This window comes from Micromonospora echinofusca (assembly GCF_900091445.1).
In the GTDB taxonomy this organism is placed as follows: domain Bacteria; phylum Actinomycetota; class Actinomycetes; order Mycobacteriales; family Micromonosporaceae; genus Micromonospora; species Micromonospora echinofusca.
This window is the reverse complement of sequence record NZ_LT607733.1, coordinates 2,169,418-2,187,631: the sequence shown is the minus strand read 5'-3', so window position 1 is coordinate 2,187,631 and position 18,214 is coordinate 2,169,418. Positions and strand designations below refer to the sequence as shown.

Genomic DNA, 18,214 nt, shown 5'->3' with positions numbered 1-18,214 from the left:
CGGTTCACGCTGAGCCTGCCGCTGTTCAACCGGCTGCCGCTGCACCCCGGCATCAACGCGGTGATCGGCGACTTCACCTCGCTGGTGCTGCTGGAGGTCGACGTGGCCGCCGGGGTCGACTTCGCGACCCGGGCCCGTGCCGTGCAGGAGCAGCTCTGGCAGGACATCGACCACTCGGCCGTCAGCGGCGTACGGGTCAACCGCGAACTCGCCCGCGTCCGGGGCACCCGCCACGCGGCCCTGCCGGTCGTCTTCAACAGCACGCTGACCGAGGCCGCGCCCGACGTCGGCGACAGCGGCCTCGCGGCGGCGCTCGGCGGTGAGGTGGTGCACGGCATCACCCAGACCCCGCAGGTGTGGATCGACCACACGGTCCTGGAGGCCGGCGGGCGGCTGCACGTCAACTGGGACAGCATCGACGAACTCTTCCCGGCGGGCCTGGTCGCCGAGATGTTCGCGGCGTACCGGGAGCTGCTCGGGCGGCTGGAGGAGCCCGACGCCTGGCACACCACCCTCGACGGTCCGCTCGCCCCGCCGGTGCCGGCGGCCCCGCCGGCCAACCGTGGGCTCCTGCACGAGCTGGTCGACCGGCAGGCGCTGGCGACGCCCACCGCGCCCGCGGTGCTCGCCACCGACCGGCGGTTGGACCACGCCACGGTGCGCGTCGAGGCACGCCGGCTGGCCGGGCGGCTCCAGGAGCGGGGCGTACGGCCCGGCCAGCTCGTCGGGGTGCTGCTCGACCGGGGCTGGAAGCAGGTCGTCGCCACCCTCGCGGTGCTGCACGCCGGGGGCGCGTACCTGCCGCTCGACCCGGACTGGCCGGCCGAGCGGGTGGCCCGGGTGCTTGAGCGGGCCGGGGCGGGGCTGGTCCTGACCGGGTCGGACCGGGTGGCCCTGCCGGATGGCGTCGAGCGCCTGGTGGTGGACGAGACCACCGTCGGCCCGGGCGCCCCGGCGCTGCGACCGGTCGAGCGGGCGGAGACCGACCTCGCGTACGTGATCTACACGTCCGGGTCCACCGGCACGCCGAAGGGGGTGGCGATCGACCACCGCGGCGCGGTGAACACGCTCCTCGACGTCACCGCGCGCTTCGGTGTCGGTCCGGCCGACCGGGTCCTGGCCGTCAGCGCGCTCAGTTTCGATCTCTCCGTCTTCGACATCTTCGGCGCCCTCGCGGCCGGCGCGGCGGTCGTGACGCTGGACCCGGAGCTGGCCCGCGATCCGGCCCACTGGTCGGCCGTGGCGCACGCGCACCGGGTCAGCGTCTGGAACTCGGTGCCGGCGCTGGCCGGCATGCTGCTCGACCACGCCGACGCCGGTCACCCGCTGCCGGCGTCGCTGCGGGTGGCCATGCTCTCCGGGGACTGGATCCCGCTCGCCCTGCCCGACCGGCTGCGCAAGGCGCTGCCCGGGATCCGGGTCGAGAGCCTCGGCGGCGCCACCGAGGCGTCCATCTGGTCCATCCACCACCCGGTCGACGAGGTCGATCCGGCGTGGCGCAGCATCCCCTACGGCCGGGCGTTGGCCCACCAGGGGGTCCACGTGCTGGACGAGGCCCTGCGCCCCCGGCCGACCTGGGCCACCGGCGACCTCTACATCAGCGGCGTGGGGCTGGCGCGGTGCTACTGGCGCGACGAGGCGGCGACGGCCGCCAGCTTCGTCGTGCATCCGGTCACCGGCGAGCGGCTCTACCGCACCGGCGACCTGGGCCGGCTGCGCCCGGACGGCACGATCGAGTTCCTCGGCCGTGAGGACGGTCAGGTCAAGGTGAACGGCTACCGCATCGAGCTGGGCGAGATCGAGGCGGCGTTGGAGGGCCACCCGGGCGTACGGGCCGCCGCGCTGCGGCTGCTCGGTCAGGCGCAGGGCGAGAAGCGGCTCGCCGCGTACGTGGTGCCCGACGCAGCCGTGCCCGAGCCGGCCGCCCTGGTGGCGTACCTGGAGCGGCGGCTGCCGGCGTACATGGTGCCGACGTCGTTCACCGTCCTCGACGCCCTGCCGCTGTCGGCCAACGGCAAGGTCGACCGCGCCCTGCTGCCCGACCCGAAGCCGTCGGCGGAGGCCGCCGCCGAGGCGCTGGTGCTCACCGATCCGGCCGAGAAACGGCTGGTGGAGATCGTGGCCGAGATCCTCGACCTGCCCGTCGTCGCGCCCGACGCCAACCTGCTGCTGCTCGGCGCCACCTCGATCGACATCGTGCGGATCGCGAACGCCCTCTCCGGCGAGTTGGGCTTCCGGCCGAAGCTGGCCCGGCTGATGCGTCAGCCGACCCTCGGCGACCTGCTGCGGATGTTCCGGGAACACGCCGCCGAACGGGCCGTCGTCGCGACCGCGCAGCGGGCCGCCACGCTGGTCGAGGACCCGGCGGCCCGGGCCGCGTTCACGGCCGACGGGCGGGGCCGGCGCGACTTCGCGTCCGACACCCCGGCGGTCGCGCTGACCGCGCCGGCCGGCCCGGCGTACGACCGCCGCTACACCGACCACCGCTCGGTGCGCCGCTTCGCCGCGGACCCGCTGCCGGCCGGGGCGCTCGGCCACCTGCTGGCCGTCCTCGCCGCGCGGGAGGACGACGGCCGGGCCAGGTTCCAGTACGGCTCCGCCGGCGGCACCTACGCCGTGCAGACGTACGTCCTGGTCAAGGCGGGACGCATCGACGGGGTGCCGGGCGGGGCGTACTACCACGACCCGGCGGCGCACCGGCTGCTGGCGCTCGGTCGCGACCGCGAGCTGAGCCCCGAAGCCTTCGACTACTTCGTCAACCGTCCGGTCTTCGAGGCCGCCGCGTTCGCGCTGTTCCTGGTGGCGCAGCGCGCGGCCATCGAGCCCCTCTACCAGGAGCAGAGTGCGACGTTCACCGCGATCGAGGCGGGCGAGATGGCCCAGCTGCTGACGATGGCCGCCCCCGGCAACGGCCTCGGCCTGTGCGGGATCGGCGCACTGGACACGACGCAGCTGGCCGCCCTGTTCGACCTCGAACCCTCACACCGGCTGGTCTACGCGCTGGTCGGGGGCGGCCGGGTGGACACGCCGGCGCCCGACGCCCCGGCCACCGACACCATCACGGTGGAACTGTGAACGCCTACGAGCTGCTCGACACGCTCAACCGGCACGCGGTCGGGCTGCGCGTCGACGGCGACCGCCTGCGCCTCACGGGCTCCCGCGAGGTCCTCACGCCCGACCTGCTGGCCGACCTCAAGCTGCACAAGGAGGAGCTGGTCGCGATCCTGACCGGCGCCGACGCGGACACGATCCCCCGCCGGCCACGACCGGACGCGCCGGTGCCGGTCGCGTTCGCCCAACGGCAGCTCTGGTTCCTCGACCAGCTCTCCCCCGGCAACCCGTTCTACAACAACCCGGTCGCCTTCGACGTCGTGGGCGCGCTGGACGTGCCGGCGCTGGCCCGTGCCCTGACCGAGGTGGTCCGCCGGCACGAGGCGCTGCGTACCGTCTTCACCCTGGTCGACGAGGAGCCCTGCCAGGTGGTGCGGCCGGCCGGGCCGGTCGCCCTGCCGGTCACGGACCTCAGCGCGCTGCCGGCTCCGCAGCGGTCCCACCGCGCCGACGCCGCCGCCGAGGCCGAGGCGCGCGCACCCTTCGACCTGGCCACCGGTCCGCTGCTGCGTAGCGCCCTGCTCCGGTTGGCCCCCGACGAGCACCGCTGGCTGCTCACCGTGCACCACATGGTGGCCGACGGCTGGTCCGTCGGCATCCTCATCGGCGAGGTCACCGCGCTCTACGGCGCGTACGCGCGCGGTGGGGCCGCCGCCGCCCTGGCCGAGCTGCCCGTGCAGTACGCGGACTACGCGCTGTGGCAGCGCCGGCAGCTCGGCGGTGGCGAACTGGAGCGCCAGCTCGGCTACTGGACGCGGACGCTGGCCGGGGCGCCCGCACTGCTGTCCCTGCCGACCGACCGGCCCCGGCCGGTGGTGCAGCGCTACCGGGGCGAGACCCACGGCACGACGGTGGACGCGGCGGTGCTGCACGGGCTGCGGGAGGTGGGGCGGGCCGGCGACGCGACGCTGTTCATGACGCTCATGGCGACCCTGTCGGTGCTGCTGTGGCGCCACAGCGGGCAGGACGACGTCTGCGTCGGCACCCCGTTCGCCAACCGCAACCACCGCGACGTGGAGGGCCTGATCGGCCACTTCGTGAACACGGTGGTCATCCGCAACCGGCTGGACCCGGAGCAGCCCTTCGCGGCGCTGCTGGCCGACGTCCGCCGGCACCTGCTCGACGCGTACGCCCATCCCGACCTGCCGTTCGAGCAGCTCGTGGACGCGCTCAACCCGGAACGGCACACCAGCTACTCGCCGCTGTTCCAGGTGATGCTGGTGCTGCAGAACATCCCGCGCGGCCGGCTGGAGCTGCCGGGCCTGACGCTGCGGCCCCTGTCGAGCAGCACCGGCGCGGCGAAGTTCGACCTGTCGGTCGAGGTGATGGAGCACGCCGACGAGCTGCACGTCATCTTCGAGTACAACACCGACCTCTTCGACGCCGCGACCGTCGCCCGGCTGGCCGGGCACTTCGTCCGCCTGCTCGCCCAGGTGGCGGCCGACCCGTCGACGCCGGTCGGCGCGTTGCGGCTGCTCGGTGCGGACGAGCGGCACCGCCTGCTGGTCGAGTACAACCGCACGGCGCGGCCGCTCGCCGGCCCGGCGGACCTGGTGGCGCGCGTCGCGGCGCAGGCGCGGCGGCGCCCCGGCTCACTCGCCGTGGTCGACGGGGACGAGCGGCTGGACCACGCCACGCTCCAGCAGCGGGCCAACCGCCTGGCGCACGCGTTGATCGCCCGGGGCGTACGCCCCGACCAGGTGGTCGGCCTGCACGCGTCGCGCTCGGCGGGGCTGATCGTCGCCATCCTGGGCGTGCTCAAGGCCGGGGCCGCCTACCTGCCGCTGGACCCGGCCCTGCCGCCGGAGCGGCTCGCCGGCATGGTCGCCGACGCCGCGCCGGCGCTGGTGCTCGGCGAGGGTGACCTGGCCGCCGTCGAGGCCGAGGGGCGTCACGACGGCCCGCCCGACGTCGTCGTGCACCCCGCCAACCTGGCCTACGTGATCTACACGTCGGGTTCGACCGGCCGGCCCAAGGGCGTCGCGGTCACGCACGGCGCGGTGGCGAACCTGCTCGACGACTGGGTGTCGCGCCTCGGCGCCGCCGAGGGGGAGGCGGCGGCGCTCTGGTCGAGCGTCGGCTTCGACGTCTCGGTGCAGGAGATCTTCCTGCCGCTGACCACGGGCGGGGTCCTGCACCTCGTACCGGAGCAGGTGCGCGTCGACCCGGCGGCCCTGATGGGCTGGCTGCGCGAGCACCGCGTCGTGCAGGCCTACCTGCCGCCGGCCTTCGTCCGCTGGCTCGACGAGGACCCGGCCGAGCGGCTGGCCGGGCTGGCGCTGCGCCAACTGCTCGTCGGGGTGGAACCCCTGCCGGAGCAGGGCCTGCACCGCATCCGGCAGGCCCTGCCCGGGCTGCGCGTCCGCAACGGGTACGGGCCGACCGAGACCACCGTCTACAGCACCGCGTACCCCGACCCGCAGCCGACGGCCCGGCAGTGCCCGATCGGCCGGCCGCTGGCCAACACCCGCGTCTACCTGCTCGACGAGCGGCGGGAGCCGGTGCCGGTCGGGGTGACCGGCGAGATCCACATCGGTGGCGCCGGTGTCGCCCGCGGCTACCTGGGCCGGCCGGCGGCGACCGCCGAGCGGTTCGTCCCCGACCCGTTCGTGCCCGGGGAACGGGTCTACCGCACCGGCGACCTGGCCCGCCTGCTGCCCGACGGGAACATCGAGTACCTGGGCCGCCGCGACGGCCAGGTCAAGGTCCGGGGCTTCCGCATCGAACTGGGCGAGATCGAGGCCGCGCTGCTGGACCGTCCCGACGTACGCGAGGCGGCGGTCCTGGTCGACTCCGACGCCGCCGGCGAGCCGAGGCTGGTCGCCGGCGTCGTCCGGGGCGGTGCGACGCCGCTGCTGGTCAGCGAGTGGCGCGAGGCGCTGTCGCGACGGCTGCCCGGCTACATGATCCCGTCGCTCTTCGTGGAGCTGCCGCGGCTGCCGCAGACGGCCAACGGCAAGCTCGACCGCGCCGAGGTGCTGCGGCTGGCCCGGGCCGGCGCGCCCTGGCAGGTCAACCTGGACAGCCCGCGCGACCAGATCGAGCTGACCCTCTACCAGATCTGGAAGCGCCTGCTGCTGCACCCGGACATCGGCATCGGCGACCGCTTCTTCGACGTGGGCGGCACCTCGATCTCGGCGATCAAGCTGGCCCACGCCATCGGCGAGGCGTTCGGCGAGACGCTGCCGGTCCACGAGATCATGCTGCACCCGACGATCGAGGCGCTCGGCGGCCGGCTGCGGCGGGGCGCGTCGGGCCGCCCGCCGAGCAACCTCATCGAGTTCCGGGCGGGCGACGGCGCCGGCCGGGTCATCTGCGTGCACCCGGCCGGCGGCACCGCGTTCTGCTACCTTTCGCTGGCCAAGGCGCTGCCGGAGTCACTCGGCGTGTACGGCGTCCAGTCGCCGGGGGTGAACCCGGGCGAGGAGTTCCTGCCCACGGTCGAGGCGATGGCCGAGGCGTACCTGGGGCAGGTCGCGCACCTGCTGGACGGGCCGGTGGTGCTCACCGGCCTCTCCTACGGCGGCCTGGTCGCGTACGAGATGGGACGCCGGCTGGCCCGCGCCGGGCACCCCGGGCTGAGCGTCGTCCTGCTCGACACCCTCGGCACCGACGACCCGGCCCACCGCGGCGCGATCGAACCGGTGGACATGGCCGAGTTCCGCGACAAGCTCGTCAAGTTCAACGGGATGTACCCGGGCATCGACGACGAGCAGATCGACCAGTACCACCGCGTCTACAACCACAACCGGTCCACCATGCGCGACTACCGGACCCCCGCGTCGCCGGCCCGGCTGGTGCTGTTGCAGGCCACCGCCGGGCGGGACGAGGGCTTCCTGCGGGAGGTACGCGCCTTCTGGCGCCGGCGCGGCGACGCCGACTTCCTGCTGGAGCAGGTGCACTGCGACCACTGGGACATCCTGGAGAGCGCGGTCGTGCTGCGGGTCGCCGCGCTGCTGCACCGCGAGATGGACCGGCTCCGCGACGCCCGACCGGCCGCGCCGGCCGTACGGGAGGCGTGATGGCGTCCGCCCCCGGCCTCGCCGCCTCGGTGCTCGCCCAGGCCCGGCGGACCCCGGACGCGGTCGCGGTCGTCGACGGCGACCGGCGCCTGAGCTACGCCGAACTGGACGGCGCCAGCGCCACGGTCGCCCGGTCCCTGCGCCGGGCCGGGGTCCACCCGGGTCAGGCGGTCGCGGTGCAGCTGCCGCGCGGCTGGCGGCTGGTCTGCGTCATGCTCGGCGTCCTGCGGCTCGGCGCGACCGTGGTGCCGCTGGACCGGCAGAGCCCGCCCGGTCGCCGGGACCACATGCTGCGCGACTCGGCCGCCGTGGCGGTCGTCCACGGCCCGGACGCGCCCGGCGACCTGCCCGACGGGATCCGGCCGCTGCCGGCGGCGGCGCTGCTGGCGGCCGACGCACCGACCGGGACGGACGGGCAGCCGGCGCCGCGGGCCGCGCCCGCGCCGGTCGCGTTCGTCTTCTACACCTCCGGCACCACGGGCCGACCCAAGGGTGTGGAGGTACGCGACGCGGGCGTCCTGCGGCTGGCCCGGCCCGGCTACCTCGCGCTGGCCCCGGCGGCCCGCTACGCGAGCCTCGCCAACCCGGCGTTCGACGCGATCAGCTTCGAGGTGTGGGTGCCGCTGCTGACCGGCGGCTGCTGCGTCGTGCTCGACGACGAGACGGTGGCGACGCCGCACCTGCTCGACGCCGCGCTGCGCCGGGAACGGATCGACACGCTCTTCATCACGGTGGCGCTGTTCAACGCGGTCGTCGACGAGCTGCCGCACTGCTTCGCCGACGTCGGTCAGGTGCTCATCGGCGGCGAGCAGCTCAACGCCCGGCTGATCCGCCGCTGGTACCGCGACAACCCGGCCAGCCGCACCCGGCTGCACAACGTCTACGGGCCCACCGAGGCGACCACGTTCGCCCTGTGCCACCCGATCCCCCGCGACTTCGACGCGGACGTGGTGCCGATCGGCCGGGTGCTGCCGGGCACCGACGCGCACCTGGTGGTCGACGGCGAGCGCCTCGCCGCGCCGGGCGAGGTCGCCGAGCTGTACCTCGGCGGCGCGGCGCTGGCGGCCGGCTACCGCAACCTGCCCGGCGAGACCGCCGCCCGCTTCGTCCGGCTGCCGTGGCTGGACGACACCGCCGGGCGCCACTACCGCACCGGCGACCTCGTGCGCGCCGACGCCGCCGGCCGCGTCGAGTACGTCGGTCGGGTCGACCGGCAGGTCAAGGTCCGGGGCTTCCGGGTCGAGCCCGGCGAGGTGGAGCGGCAGCTCCTCGCCCACCCGGGGGTCCGGCAGGCGTACGTGTGCACCCGGCGGGACCCGGCGCACGGGACGAACGAGCTGCTGGCGTACGTGGTGACGACCGCCGGCCTGTCGTACGCGGAGTTCGACCGGCACCTGGGCGAGACCCTGCCGCCGTACCTGCGCCCGCACCGGGTCCACCGCGTCGCGGCGCTGCCCCTGACCGCGAACGGCAAGGTGGACGCCGACGCGCTGCTGCGCCGCGACGACCCGCCCTGGCGCGACGGGCGCGACGACCCGCACCCACGCGACGGGCGCGACGGCCACGACGCCCCGCACCCACACGACGCGGGCCGCGCGGAGTGGCAGCGCACGGTGCTGGGGCTGGCCAGCGAGGTGCTGGGCGTGCCCGACCTGCGCCCGGAGGACGGGTGGATCGCCAGCGGCGGGGACTCGCTCAAGGCGCTGCGGCTGCGCTTCGCGATCCAGCGGCGCTGGGGCGTCGAGGTGCCGCAGGCGGTGGTGCTCGGCGGCGACCTCGCCGCGCTGGCCACGGCGATCGAGCAGGCCCGCGCCACGACCGGCTCGCCGTACCCGGTGCCGGCTGCCCCGGCCGGTGCCCGCTCCGCCCCGGCCACCTCCGAGCAGCAGCGGCTCTGGCTGTTGCAGCAACGCTCACCGGCGTCCACCGCCTACCACGTCGGGCTCGCCTTCGAGCTGCGCGGGCAGGTCGACGTGCCCGCGCTGCGGCAGGCGCTGCGCCGGGTGGTGGCACGGCACGCGGCGCTGCGGACCGCCTTCCGGGCCACCGCCGAGGGGCTGCGCCAGGAGGTGGGCGAGCCCTACGACCCGTGGCGCGAGCCCACCGCGCACGACGACGGCGACGCGGCCGCATGGCGCGAGCCGGGCGACGGCGGCGACGCGGCCGGGTGGCGCGAGCGCGCCCGCACCCTCTTCGCCGCACCCTTCGACCTCGGGCAGCCGCGCATGCTGCGGGCGTACTGGCTGCCCCGCGCCGGCGGCGGGGTGCTGCTGCTGCACCTGCACCACGTCGCGGTCGACGGCTGGTCGCTCGACGTGCTGTTCCGCGACCTGTCGGCCGGGTACGCGGCCGCGCTGCACGGGGCGGACGCGGACGAGGAGGAGCCCGCCGCGACCCCACTGGACTACGCCCGGTGGCAGGCCGACTGGTTCGCCCACCCGGCCTACCGGGCGCAGCGCGAGGCCCTGCGTGGCCACTACGCCGCCGTGGACGAGACAGCCGCGCCGCTGCGGCCGATCCGGCGACGCGGCGACGGCGGGGACCACCTGCTCCGGACCACGATCGTCCCGGCGCGCCGGGACGCGCTCGACCGGCTCGGCGCCGAGCTGGGACTGACCCGCTTCCCGCTGCTGCTGACGCTCTTCGGCTGGGCCGTGCACGGGGTGACCGGCCGCACCCGTCCGCGCGTCGCCAGCCCGGTGGCGAACCGACCCGTACGCGCCTTCGAGGCCAGCGTCGGGATGTTCGCCAACACGGTGCTGCTGCCCCTCACGCTCGCGCCCGCCGAGGAGTTGCGCGCGCAGCTGCGGCGGCAGGCCGACGCCGTACGCGCGGTGCTCGACGCCCAGGACGTGGCGCTCGCGCACGCCGTCGCCGACCACGACTTCGGCGCCGACGCGCCGCTGTTCGACTTCCTCTTCGTGCTCGACAACACCGACTTCTCCACGCTGGCGCTGCCCGGCTGCGCGTCCCGCCCGGTCTGGCTGGCCCCGACCGACGCCAAGTGCCCGCTCACCCTCTCCGTCGTCGAGCACGAGGCCGGCCTCGACTGCCTCTGGGAGTACGCCGACGAGCACTTCGACGCCGCCGACGTGGCCGCGGCGGCCGAGTTGTTCCGGCGCGGCCTGGAGGCGTTGACCGGCACCGGCACGCACACGCTGGCCGAGCTGGTGCGGCCGTACCGCCGTGGCCTGCCCGAGCCCGGCCGGGGCCCGCGTGCGCCCTTGGCCTGCCCCACGGTGGCCGAGGACTTCGCGCGGCGGGTGCGGGCGCAGCCGGCCGAGACGGCGCTGGTCGCCGGCGAGGTTCGCCTCAGCTACGCCGACCTCGACGCGTACGCCTCGGGGCTCGCCGCCGAACTGGTGCGGCACCAGCCGGCGTCGCCCGACGGCCCGCACCGCGTCGCCCTGTTCTTCGAGCCGTCGGTGGAGCACGTGGTGGCGCTGCTGGCGGCGGCCCGGCTCAACCTCACCGTCGTGCCGCTCGACCGGGCCTACCCGCCGGCGCTGCTGCGCCAGGTCCTGGGCCAGGTCGATCCGCTCTGCGTGCTGCTGGCGCCCGGCGACGAGCCCGCCCTCGACGCCATCGACGAGGGCGGCCACCCCCGCCTGCCGGTGGTCCTGTCCCGCTCGGCCGCGCCCGTCGCGCCGACGTACGCCGGCCGTCCGCTCTACACGCTGTTCACCTCGGGCTCGACCGGCACGCCCAAGGGCGTCCAGGTCGGCGACGCCCTGCTGGTCAACCTCCTGCGCTGGCAGGGCGAGGCCGGCGGCCTGGCGGGCGGGGCGGCGACCCTGCAGTTCTCCATGCTCTCCTTCGACGTCTCCTTCCAGGAGATCTTCGGCACGCTCTGCGGCGGCGGCACCCTGCACCTTCCCCGCCCCGGGCTCAGGCAGGACATGCCGGCCCTGCTGGAGCACCTCGACGCCGCCGGCGTCGAACGGATCTTCCTGCCGTACGTCGCCCTGCAACTGCTGGCCGAGCACGGGGTACGCCTCGGCCGGTACCCGTCGCGGCTGCGGGAGGTCGTCACCGCCGGCGAACAGCTCGTCTGCACCGACAGCATCCGCCGCTGGTTCGCCGGGCTGCCCGGCGCGCGCCTGTTCAACCACTACGGCCCGACCGAGACGCACGTGGTCAGCAGCCTCTGCCTCGACGGCGACCCGGCCACCTGGCCGACCCGGCCCGCCATCGGCCGGCCCGTGGCGAACACCTGGCTGCGGGTGGTGGACTCGGCCGACGAGGTGGTACCGCCGGACTGCCCCGGGCAGCTGCTGATCGGCGGGGAGCTGGTGTCGCCCTGCTACCTGGACGATCCGGCGCTCGACCGGGCCCGCTTCGTCGAGGTGCCCGGTCTCGGCTGGTTCTTCCGCAGCGGCGACCAGGCCCGCTTCGACCGCGACGGTCTGCTGCACTACCTGGGCCGCGACGACCAGCAGGTGAAGGTGAGCGGGCACCGGCTGGAGCTGGGGCAGGTCGAGGCGGCGCTGCTGACCCACCCGGCGGTCGTCAACGCCGTGGTGGTCCGTGACGACCCGCACCTGGTCGCCTGCCTGGAATTCCGGGCCGAGGCGCCGACCCCGCAGGAGCTGCACGCCCACCTCGCGGAGCTCCTGCCCGCGTACGTGCGGGTGGACCGGTTCCGGCGGCTGGCGCAGCTGCCGCGTACGGCCAGCGGGAAGCTGGACCGCCGCCGCGCCGCGAGCGCCCCGGGCGAGGACCTGCAACCGGCAGGCGCCGCGCCCGCACCGGTGATGTCGGCCCTGGAGGCGCGACTGGCCGCGCTCTTCGCGGAGGTCGTCGGGGCACCGGCCGATCCCGATCGACGCTTCTTCGACCAGGGCGCGGGCAGCCTCGACCTGATGCGCTTCCACCTACGCTGCGTCGCCGAGGGGCTGCCGCTGGGCATCCCCGACCTGTTCGAGCACGTCACCATCCGCCGCCTCGCCCGGTTCCTCGGCGACGAGCGGGCCGTCCCCGGCGTGCCGGAGTCGTGTCACCCGGCGGCGGACGAGCCGGCCCGCCGTACGGTCGGCGTGGTGGCGACCGGGCGGGACGAGACCGCCGCGGGCCCGGCGGACGAGCCGGTGGCCGTGGTGGGGATGGCCGTCCGGCTGCCCGGCGCCGACGACCTGGCCGCCTTCTGGGCCATGGTGGAGGCCGGCGACCGGGGCATCGAGCACTTCGCCGCCGCCGACGGCCTGGTCGGCGCACGCAGCCAACTCGCCGGGCCGCTCGGCTTCGACCCGGGGCACTTCGGCATCAGCCGGCAGGAGGCGCGGCTGATGGATCCGCAGCAGCGGCACCTGCTGATGAGCTGCGTCCAGGCGCTGGCGCACGCCGGCATCGCCGATCCCGCCGGACGGCGCGTCGGTCTGCTCGCCAGCTGCGGCGAGAACACCTACTTCCAGGCGATGCTGCGCGAGGCCGACCCGGCGCGGCTGCCGGACTCCTTCCAGCTGGCGCTGCACCACGAGAAGGACTTCCTCGCCACGAAGGTCGCCTACCACCTGCGCCTGACGGGGCCGGCGTTCACCGTGCAGGCGGCCTGCGCCAGCTCGCTGGTGGCGGTCCACGTCGCGGCCGGGCTGCTGCGTCAGGGCGACAGCGACGTGATGCTGGTCGGCGGCGTGCTGGTGGACCCGCTGCTCACCGCCGGCTACCGCTACCAGCCGCAGCACATCTTCTCCCCCGACGGGCACTGCCGGCCGTTCAGCGACGACGCCGCTGGCACCGTCGGCGCCAGCGGGGTGGGCGTCGTGGTGCTCAAGCCCCTGCGGCTGGCCCGGCGCGACGGCGACACCGTCTACGCGACGATCACCGGGTCGGCCGTCAACAACGACGGCGCGGAGAAGCTCGGCTTCGCCGCCCCCTCGGTGGCCGGTCAGCGCGAGGTGATCCGGGCCGCGCTGCGCCGCAGCGGGCGCGTCGGCGGCGACCTGGGCTACGTGGAGGCGCACGGCACCGGCACGGAGCTGGGCGACCCGGTGGAGGTGGCGGCGCTACGCCAGGCGTTCGACCTGGCCGAGTCCGGCCGTACCGCGCTGGCGTCGGTGAAGAGCCAGATCGGTCACCTCGGCGCGGCGGCGGGGGTGGTCGGCCTGGTGCGCGCCGTGCTGGCCGTGCACCACGGGCGAATCCCGCCGAACGTCGACTTCCGGCGCCTCAACCCCCGGCTTGGCCCCGATCCGACCCCGTTCCACATCCCCACGAAGGCCGGGCCCTGGCCGGTCGACCGGCCACGCGTGGCGGCGGTGAGCAGCTTCGGCATCGGCGGCACCAACGCCCACCTGGTCTGCGAGGCGGCCGAGCCGGCCGGCGCCGACCCGCCGCCGGACCCCGGCGTACCGGTGGTGGTGCTCGCCAGCGGCAGTGCCGCCGCCCTGCGCGCCGACGCCGACCGCGTCGCCGACTACCTGACGGCCCGGCCCGGGACGTACGGCCGGGTGCTGCGCCACCTCCAGGCCGGCCGCACGCCGGGCCGCTGGCGGGCGGCGGCCGTCTGCGCCGACGCGACCGCCGCCGTGGCCTGGCTGCGCACCGCGACCGCCGTCGAGGTCGCCCCCGTCGAGGCGGCACCCGTCGAGGCCACCGGCCCGGGCGGTACGCCACCGGCGGCCGACCTCGTCGCCGCCTGGCTGGCCGGCCGGCCGATCCGGTGGCCGGCCGGGCCGGCGCAGCCGCCCTGGGACTTCCCCCCGCCGGCGTTCGCGCTCGAGGACCACGAGTTCGCCCGCGCCGCCCCGCCGGCCGGGACGACATCACCTGGCGGGGAGCCGCTGCCAGCCGGGGCGACGTCACCGGTCGGGACCCCACTGCCGAGCGGGGCGGAGACGGTCGACCAGGGGTGGCCGGCGCGGCTGCCCGAGGCCGAGTGGTTGCACCAGCCGCACTGGGTGCGCTGGCGGCACGCGGGCGCCGACCCCGCCGCCCGCCGGCCGGGGATGCTCGTGATCATGGCCGCGGAGCCACCGTCGCCGGGCGCGCTGCACGCCTTCGCGGCATCCCACGCCCGGGTGGTGGTCGTCACCGCCGCCGACGGCTTCGCCCGGCTCGGGCCCGACAGCTACCGCGTGGACCCGGCCGACCCCGACTCGCTGGGCCGGCTGCTCGCCGCGCTGACCGGCACCGACGCGCCGGCCGGGACACCGCCGGACGCCGCCGGGCAGCACGGCAACGCGCAGAACGACCACGCGCTGGGCGGCATCGAGTGGTTGCACGCGCTGCCGCTGGCCGTCGACGGGGCGGTCGGCGCGGACACGCTCGCCCAGTCGTACCGGGCCTGCGTCGACGCCCCGGCGGCGCTGCTCGCGGCCGTCGCCGGGCTGCCGCGCCGGCCCCGCCTGCGCGCCTGGTGGCTGTCGCAGCAGGCGCAACCGGTCGACGGCGACGTCCGCCGGCCGGAGCTGGGCCTGCTGGCGGGGGCGTGCGAGGTCGTGCCCCAGGAGGGCGACGTCGACAGCCACTGGCTGGACCTGCCGGGCCCCGACGCCGCCGACTGGGCGCCGGCGCTCGCGGCGCTGCTGGCGCAGCGGACGCCACCACCCCGACGCCTCGCGCTGCGCGGGGGCTACTGGTGGGAGCAGGCGCTGCTGCCGGTGCGTCAACCGGCCGGGCCGGCAGCGCGTCCGCTGCCGGCCGGGCCGGCCCGGTACGTGGTCCTCGGCGGCACCGGCGGCATCGGGCGGAGCATCGCCGGCTGGCTGCTGGAGCAGGACGACGACTGCCGGGTGGTCCTGCTGGCCCGGCGCGGGCCGTCGCCGGCCCAACTGGTGCCCTGGGCCGACCGCGTCGACCTCGTCGAGGTGGACCTGGCCGAGGCCGACCCCGACGAGCTGGTGGCGCGGCTCGGCGCCCGACGGGTCGACGGGGTGGTCCACGCGGCGGGGATCGCGGCCGGCGGGCTGATCGGCCGGCGGGACGCGGCCGCGATGCGACGCGCCACGGCCGCCAGGGCCCACGGGGCGCTGCTCGTGGAGCGGCTGGTGGCGCACCACCGGCCGGCGTTCGTCGTCTACTGCTCGTCGATGTCGGCGCAGTTCGGCGGCGTCGGCCAGCTCGACTACGCCGCCACCAACGGAATGCTGGACGGCTTCGCCCGGCACCGGGCGGACGCCGCCGACACCACGCCGCGCGTCTGTATCGACTGGGACGTCTGGAGCGAGGTGGGCCTGGCCCGCGACGCCCTGCCCACCGACGCCCGGCACCGCGCACACCTGGCGGTCGGCCTCTCCGTCGACGAGGGACGCCGGATCTTCGCGCAGGCCCTGCGGCTGCGACTGCCGCAGCTGCTCGTCTGCACCACCGCGCTCGAGCGGGCGCCGGAGTTCTACGCGCCCCCGGCAGGCCCGCCGGCCCCGCCACCCGCCGCGCCGCCCCGCTCGGCCGCCGAGGAGATCGGCGGATGGCTGCGCGACTGGCTGGGCACCGACCGGCTCGACCCGGCCGCCTCCCTCTACGAGCAGGGAGCCGACTCGCTGCTGCTGCTGGACCTGATCGACCACGTCAAGGAGCACTTCGGCGTCGGCATCAGCCTGTCCCAGCTCAGCCACCGGGTGAGCCTGACCGAGGTGCTGGGGCTCCTCGGCGAGACGCCCCACCCCGCCGGGCCCACCGTGGCGGTGCAGGTGTGGCAGGCGGGCCGGGGGCGTACGGTGCTCTGCCTGGTCCATCCCGTCGGCGGCGACGTGCAGGCGTACCGGTCGCTGGTGTCGGCGCTCGACCCGGAGCTGACGGTCTGCGTCATCGCCGACCCCGCGCTGGCCCGGCCCGGCGAGCCGGCCTGGTCGGTCGCGGAGCGGGCCGCGCGCTACCACGCCGCCCTGCGGGAGCGCTTCCCCCGCGACGAGTGGCGCTGGCGGCTCGGCGGGTGGTCGTTCGGCGCCTGGGTGGCGCTCGGGATGGCGGCGCAGGCCGAGGCGGCGGGCCAGCCGGCGGAGGCGCTCTACCTGCTCGACCCGCCGCCGCCGGACGCCGCGCCGACCTTCCGGGCGTACGACGAGCAGCGGCTCGCGGCGCTCTTCGCCCACGAGCTGGGGGCGGCCGCCGGCACGCGGACCCCGGCGACGGCGTACGCGGACGCGTTGGCCCGCTGCTGCCGGGCCAACCTGGCGAGCATGGCGCAGCACACCCTGCCCCGGCTGGCCGCGACCCCCGGCCGGCTCTGGCTCGCCGGGCGCCCGACGGCCGGCCTGCCCGCGCTCGCCGACCCGCAGGAGCAGGCCCGACAGTGGCGGGCCCACCTCGCCGGGCTCGCCTGGCACCTGGTGGACACCACCCACTACGGCATCGTCGGGGTGCCGCACGTCCAAGCGGTGGCCGAGGCGATCAACGCGGCGGAGCCGACCACCGGCCGGACGGTGACGCCATGAACCCGTACCGGTCGCTGCCGCCGCGGTCGTTCTGGCGCACGGCGGTCGCCGAGCCGGAGATGCTGGCCATCGGGCAGGTGTGGACGCCGAAGTTCGGCATCGACCCCGACGAACCGATCCTCACCGCCGGTTCCTGCTTCGCCCGCCACCTGGGCCCCGCCCTGCTCGACGAGGGAATGAACTGGCGTGAGGCCGAACTGCCCCCGCCGGGGCTGACCGAGGCGGAGCGCCGCGCCCGCCACTACGGCGCCTTCTCCTTCCGTACCGGCACCATCTACACCGCCGCCACGCTGCGGCAGTGGCTGAGCTGGGCGCTGACGGACGACACCGGGCCCGACGAGGTGTGGCGCGACGGCGGGCGGTTCTTCGACCCGTACCGCCCGTCGGTCGAACCCGACGGCTACGACTCGACGGAGGCGGTCCTGGCCGCCCGCCGGTCCACCCTGGCCGCGATCCGCGGGGCGGTCGCCGGGGCGGGCTGTCTCATCTTCACCCTCGGCCTGACCGAGGCCTGGCACGACGCGGTCACCGGCACCGTCTACCCGGTCTGCCCGGGCACCGTGCGGGGCACCTTCGACGCCGGGCGGCACGCCTTCCACAACTTCACCGTGGCCGAGGTGCACCGGGACCTCGACGCGGCCGTCGCGCTGCTGCGCGCCGCCAACCCCCGGCTGCACGTCCTGCTGACGGTGTCGCCGGTGCCGCTCACCGCGACGGCGACCGGGGCGCACGCGCTGACCGCCACGACCTACTCCAAGTCCGTGCTGCGCGCGGCGGCGGGCCAGCTCGCCCAGGAACACGACCACGTCGACTACTTCCCCTCGTACGAGCTGATCACCGGCTTCCCGTTCCGGGGGGCCTTCTTCGCGCCGAACCTGCGCGACGTGACGCCGGCCGGGGTCGCCTTCGTCATGCGCCACTTCTTCGACGCCCTCGACCCCGACCGGTCGGCGGGTCCGACCGCCACGGCGTCCGACGCGCGCGCCGACGCCGCCGACGGAGGTGACCTCTACTGTGACGACGCCGTCCTCGACCGCTACCGCGCCGGCTAGGTTCCTGCTGCTGGGCGACTCGCACGCCGGGCCCGTCGCCCGCGCGGCGACCGCCGCCGGGGTGCCCTTCGTCGGCGGCCCGATCGGCTCCGGGCGCGACTTCAACGTCGGCTTCTTCGACGTACGCGACGAGGGCCTGGTGTTCCGCGACGCCGCCGCGCAGGAACGCCACCGGGGTTTCCTGGGCGAGCTGGGCGTGGCCGACCTCGGCCAGCTCACCGTTCCGTTGGTCTCGACGTTCGGTCTCAGCGCCCACTTCTTCGCCACCACGCAGAACTGGGCCATCTACCGGGCGGGCGACGGCGCCTTCCCGGCGGGTTTCCTCGCCGGGGGCCTCTTCGACGGCATCGTGCGGGCCATGGCCCGCGACGCGCTGGCCTTCTACCGTCACGCCCTCGACCTCGGGCTGCGCGTGCTCGCGGTGCTGCCGCCGCAGCGGGTGCCGGGGATGTCCGACCCGCAGGTCTTCATGGCGGCCCAGGAGACGATCCGCCGCGCGCTCGTCGCGCTCGGCGTGGAGATCGTGGATCTGCGGGTCCGGGTGACCGACGGCACGGGCCGGCAGCGGGCCGCGTTCTGCGAGCCGGACGACCCGATCCACGGCAACCTCGCCTTCGGCCGGCTGATCGTGGCCGACCTGCTGGCGCGGGGACTGTGA

The 18,214-nt window shown here is 76.0% G+C and carries 5 protein-coding genes (1 of these 5 cut by a window edge); all 5 read left to right on the top strand.

Annotated elements, in window-relative coordinates; translation table 11 throughout:
- Tightly spaced (each overlapping or abutting the next), the 5 genes in view from GA0070610_RS09850 to GA0070610_RS09830 form a layout consistent with a single transcriptional unit that may run on beyond the window.
- Window positions 1-3,075 carry the 3' end of a non-ribosomal peptide synthetase gene (locus GA0070610_RS09850; RefSeq protein WP_172896503.1) on the top strand. 10,506 nt of this gene lie to the left of the window's left edge, so only the last 3,075 of its 13,581 coding nucleotides appear in the window; the start codon falls outside the window, past its left edge; the stop codon is at window positions 3,073-3,075.
- On the top strand, window positions 3,072-7,133 hold the full coding sequence (locus GA0070610_RS09845; RefSeq protein ID WP_088999742.1) for a non-ribosomal peptide synthetase: 4,062 nt from the start codon (window positions 3,072-3,074) through the stop codon (window positions 7,131-7,133). The genes GA0070610_RS09850 and GA0070610_RS09845 overlap by 4 nt, the downstream gene beginning before the upstream one ends.
- Window positions 7,133-16,504 (top strand): non-ribosomal peptide synthetase, encoded by a 9,372-nt coding sequence (locus GA0070610_RS09840; RefSeq protein ID WP_088999741.1) that lies wholly within the window; start codon window positions 7,133-7,135, stop codon window positions 16,502-16,504. Before GA0070610_RS09845 ends, GA0070610_RS09840 begins: the two co-directional genes overlap by 1 nt.
- A complete protein-coding gene (locus GA0070610_RS09835; RefSeq protein WP_088999740.1) occupies window positions 16,501-17,556 on the top strand; it encodes a GSCFA domain-containing protein in 1,056 nt (351 codons plus the stop codon). The genes GA0070610_RS09840 and GA0070610_RS09835 overlap by 4 nt, the downstream gene beginning before the upstream one ends.
- Window positions 17,519-18,214 (top strand): hypothetical protein, encoded by a 696-nt coding sequence (locus GA0070610_RS09830; RefSeq protein ID WP_172896499.1) that lies wholly within the window; start codon window positions 17,519-17,521, stop codon window positions 18,212-18,214. The genes GA0070610_RS09835 and GA0070610_RS09830 overlap by 38 nt, the downstream gene beginning before the upstream one ends.

Coding starts and splice junctions, on each gene's coding strand:
- GA0070610_RS09840 (WP_088999741.1), top strand. CDS start 7,133: ATGGCGTCCGCCCCCGGCCTCGCCGCCTCGGTGCTCGCCCAGGCCCGG.
- GA0070610_RS09835 (WP_088999740.1), top strand. CDS start 16,501: ATGAACCCGTACCGGTCGCTGCCGCCGCGGTCGTTCTGGCGCACGGCG.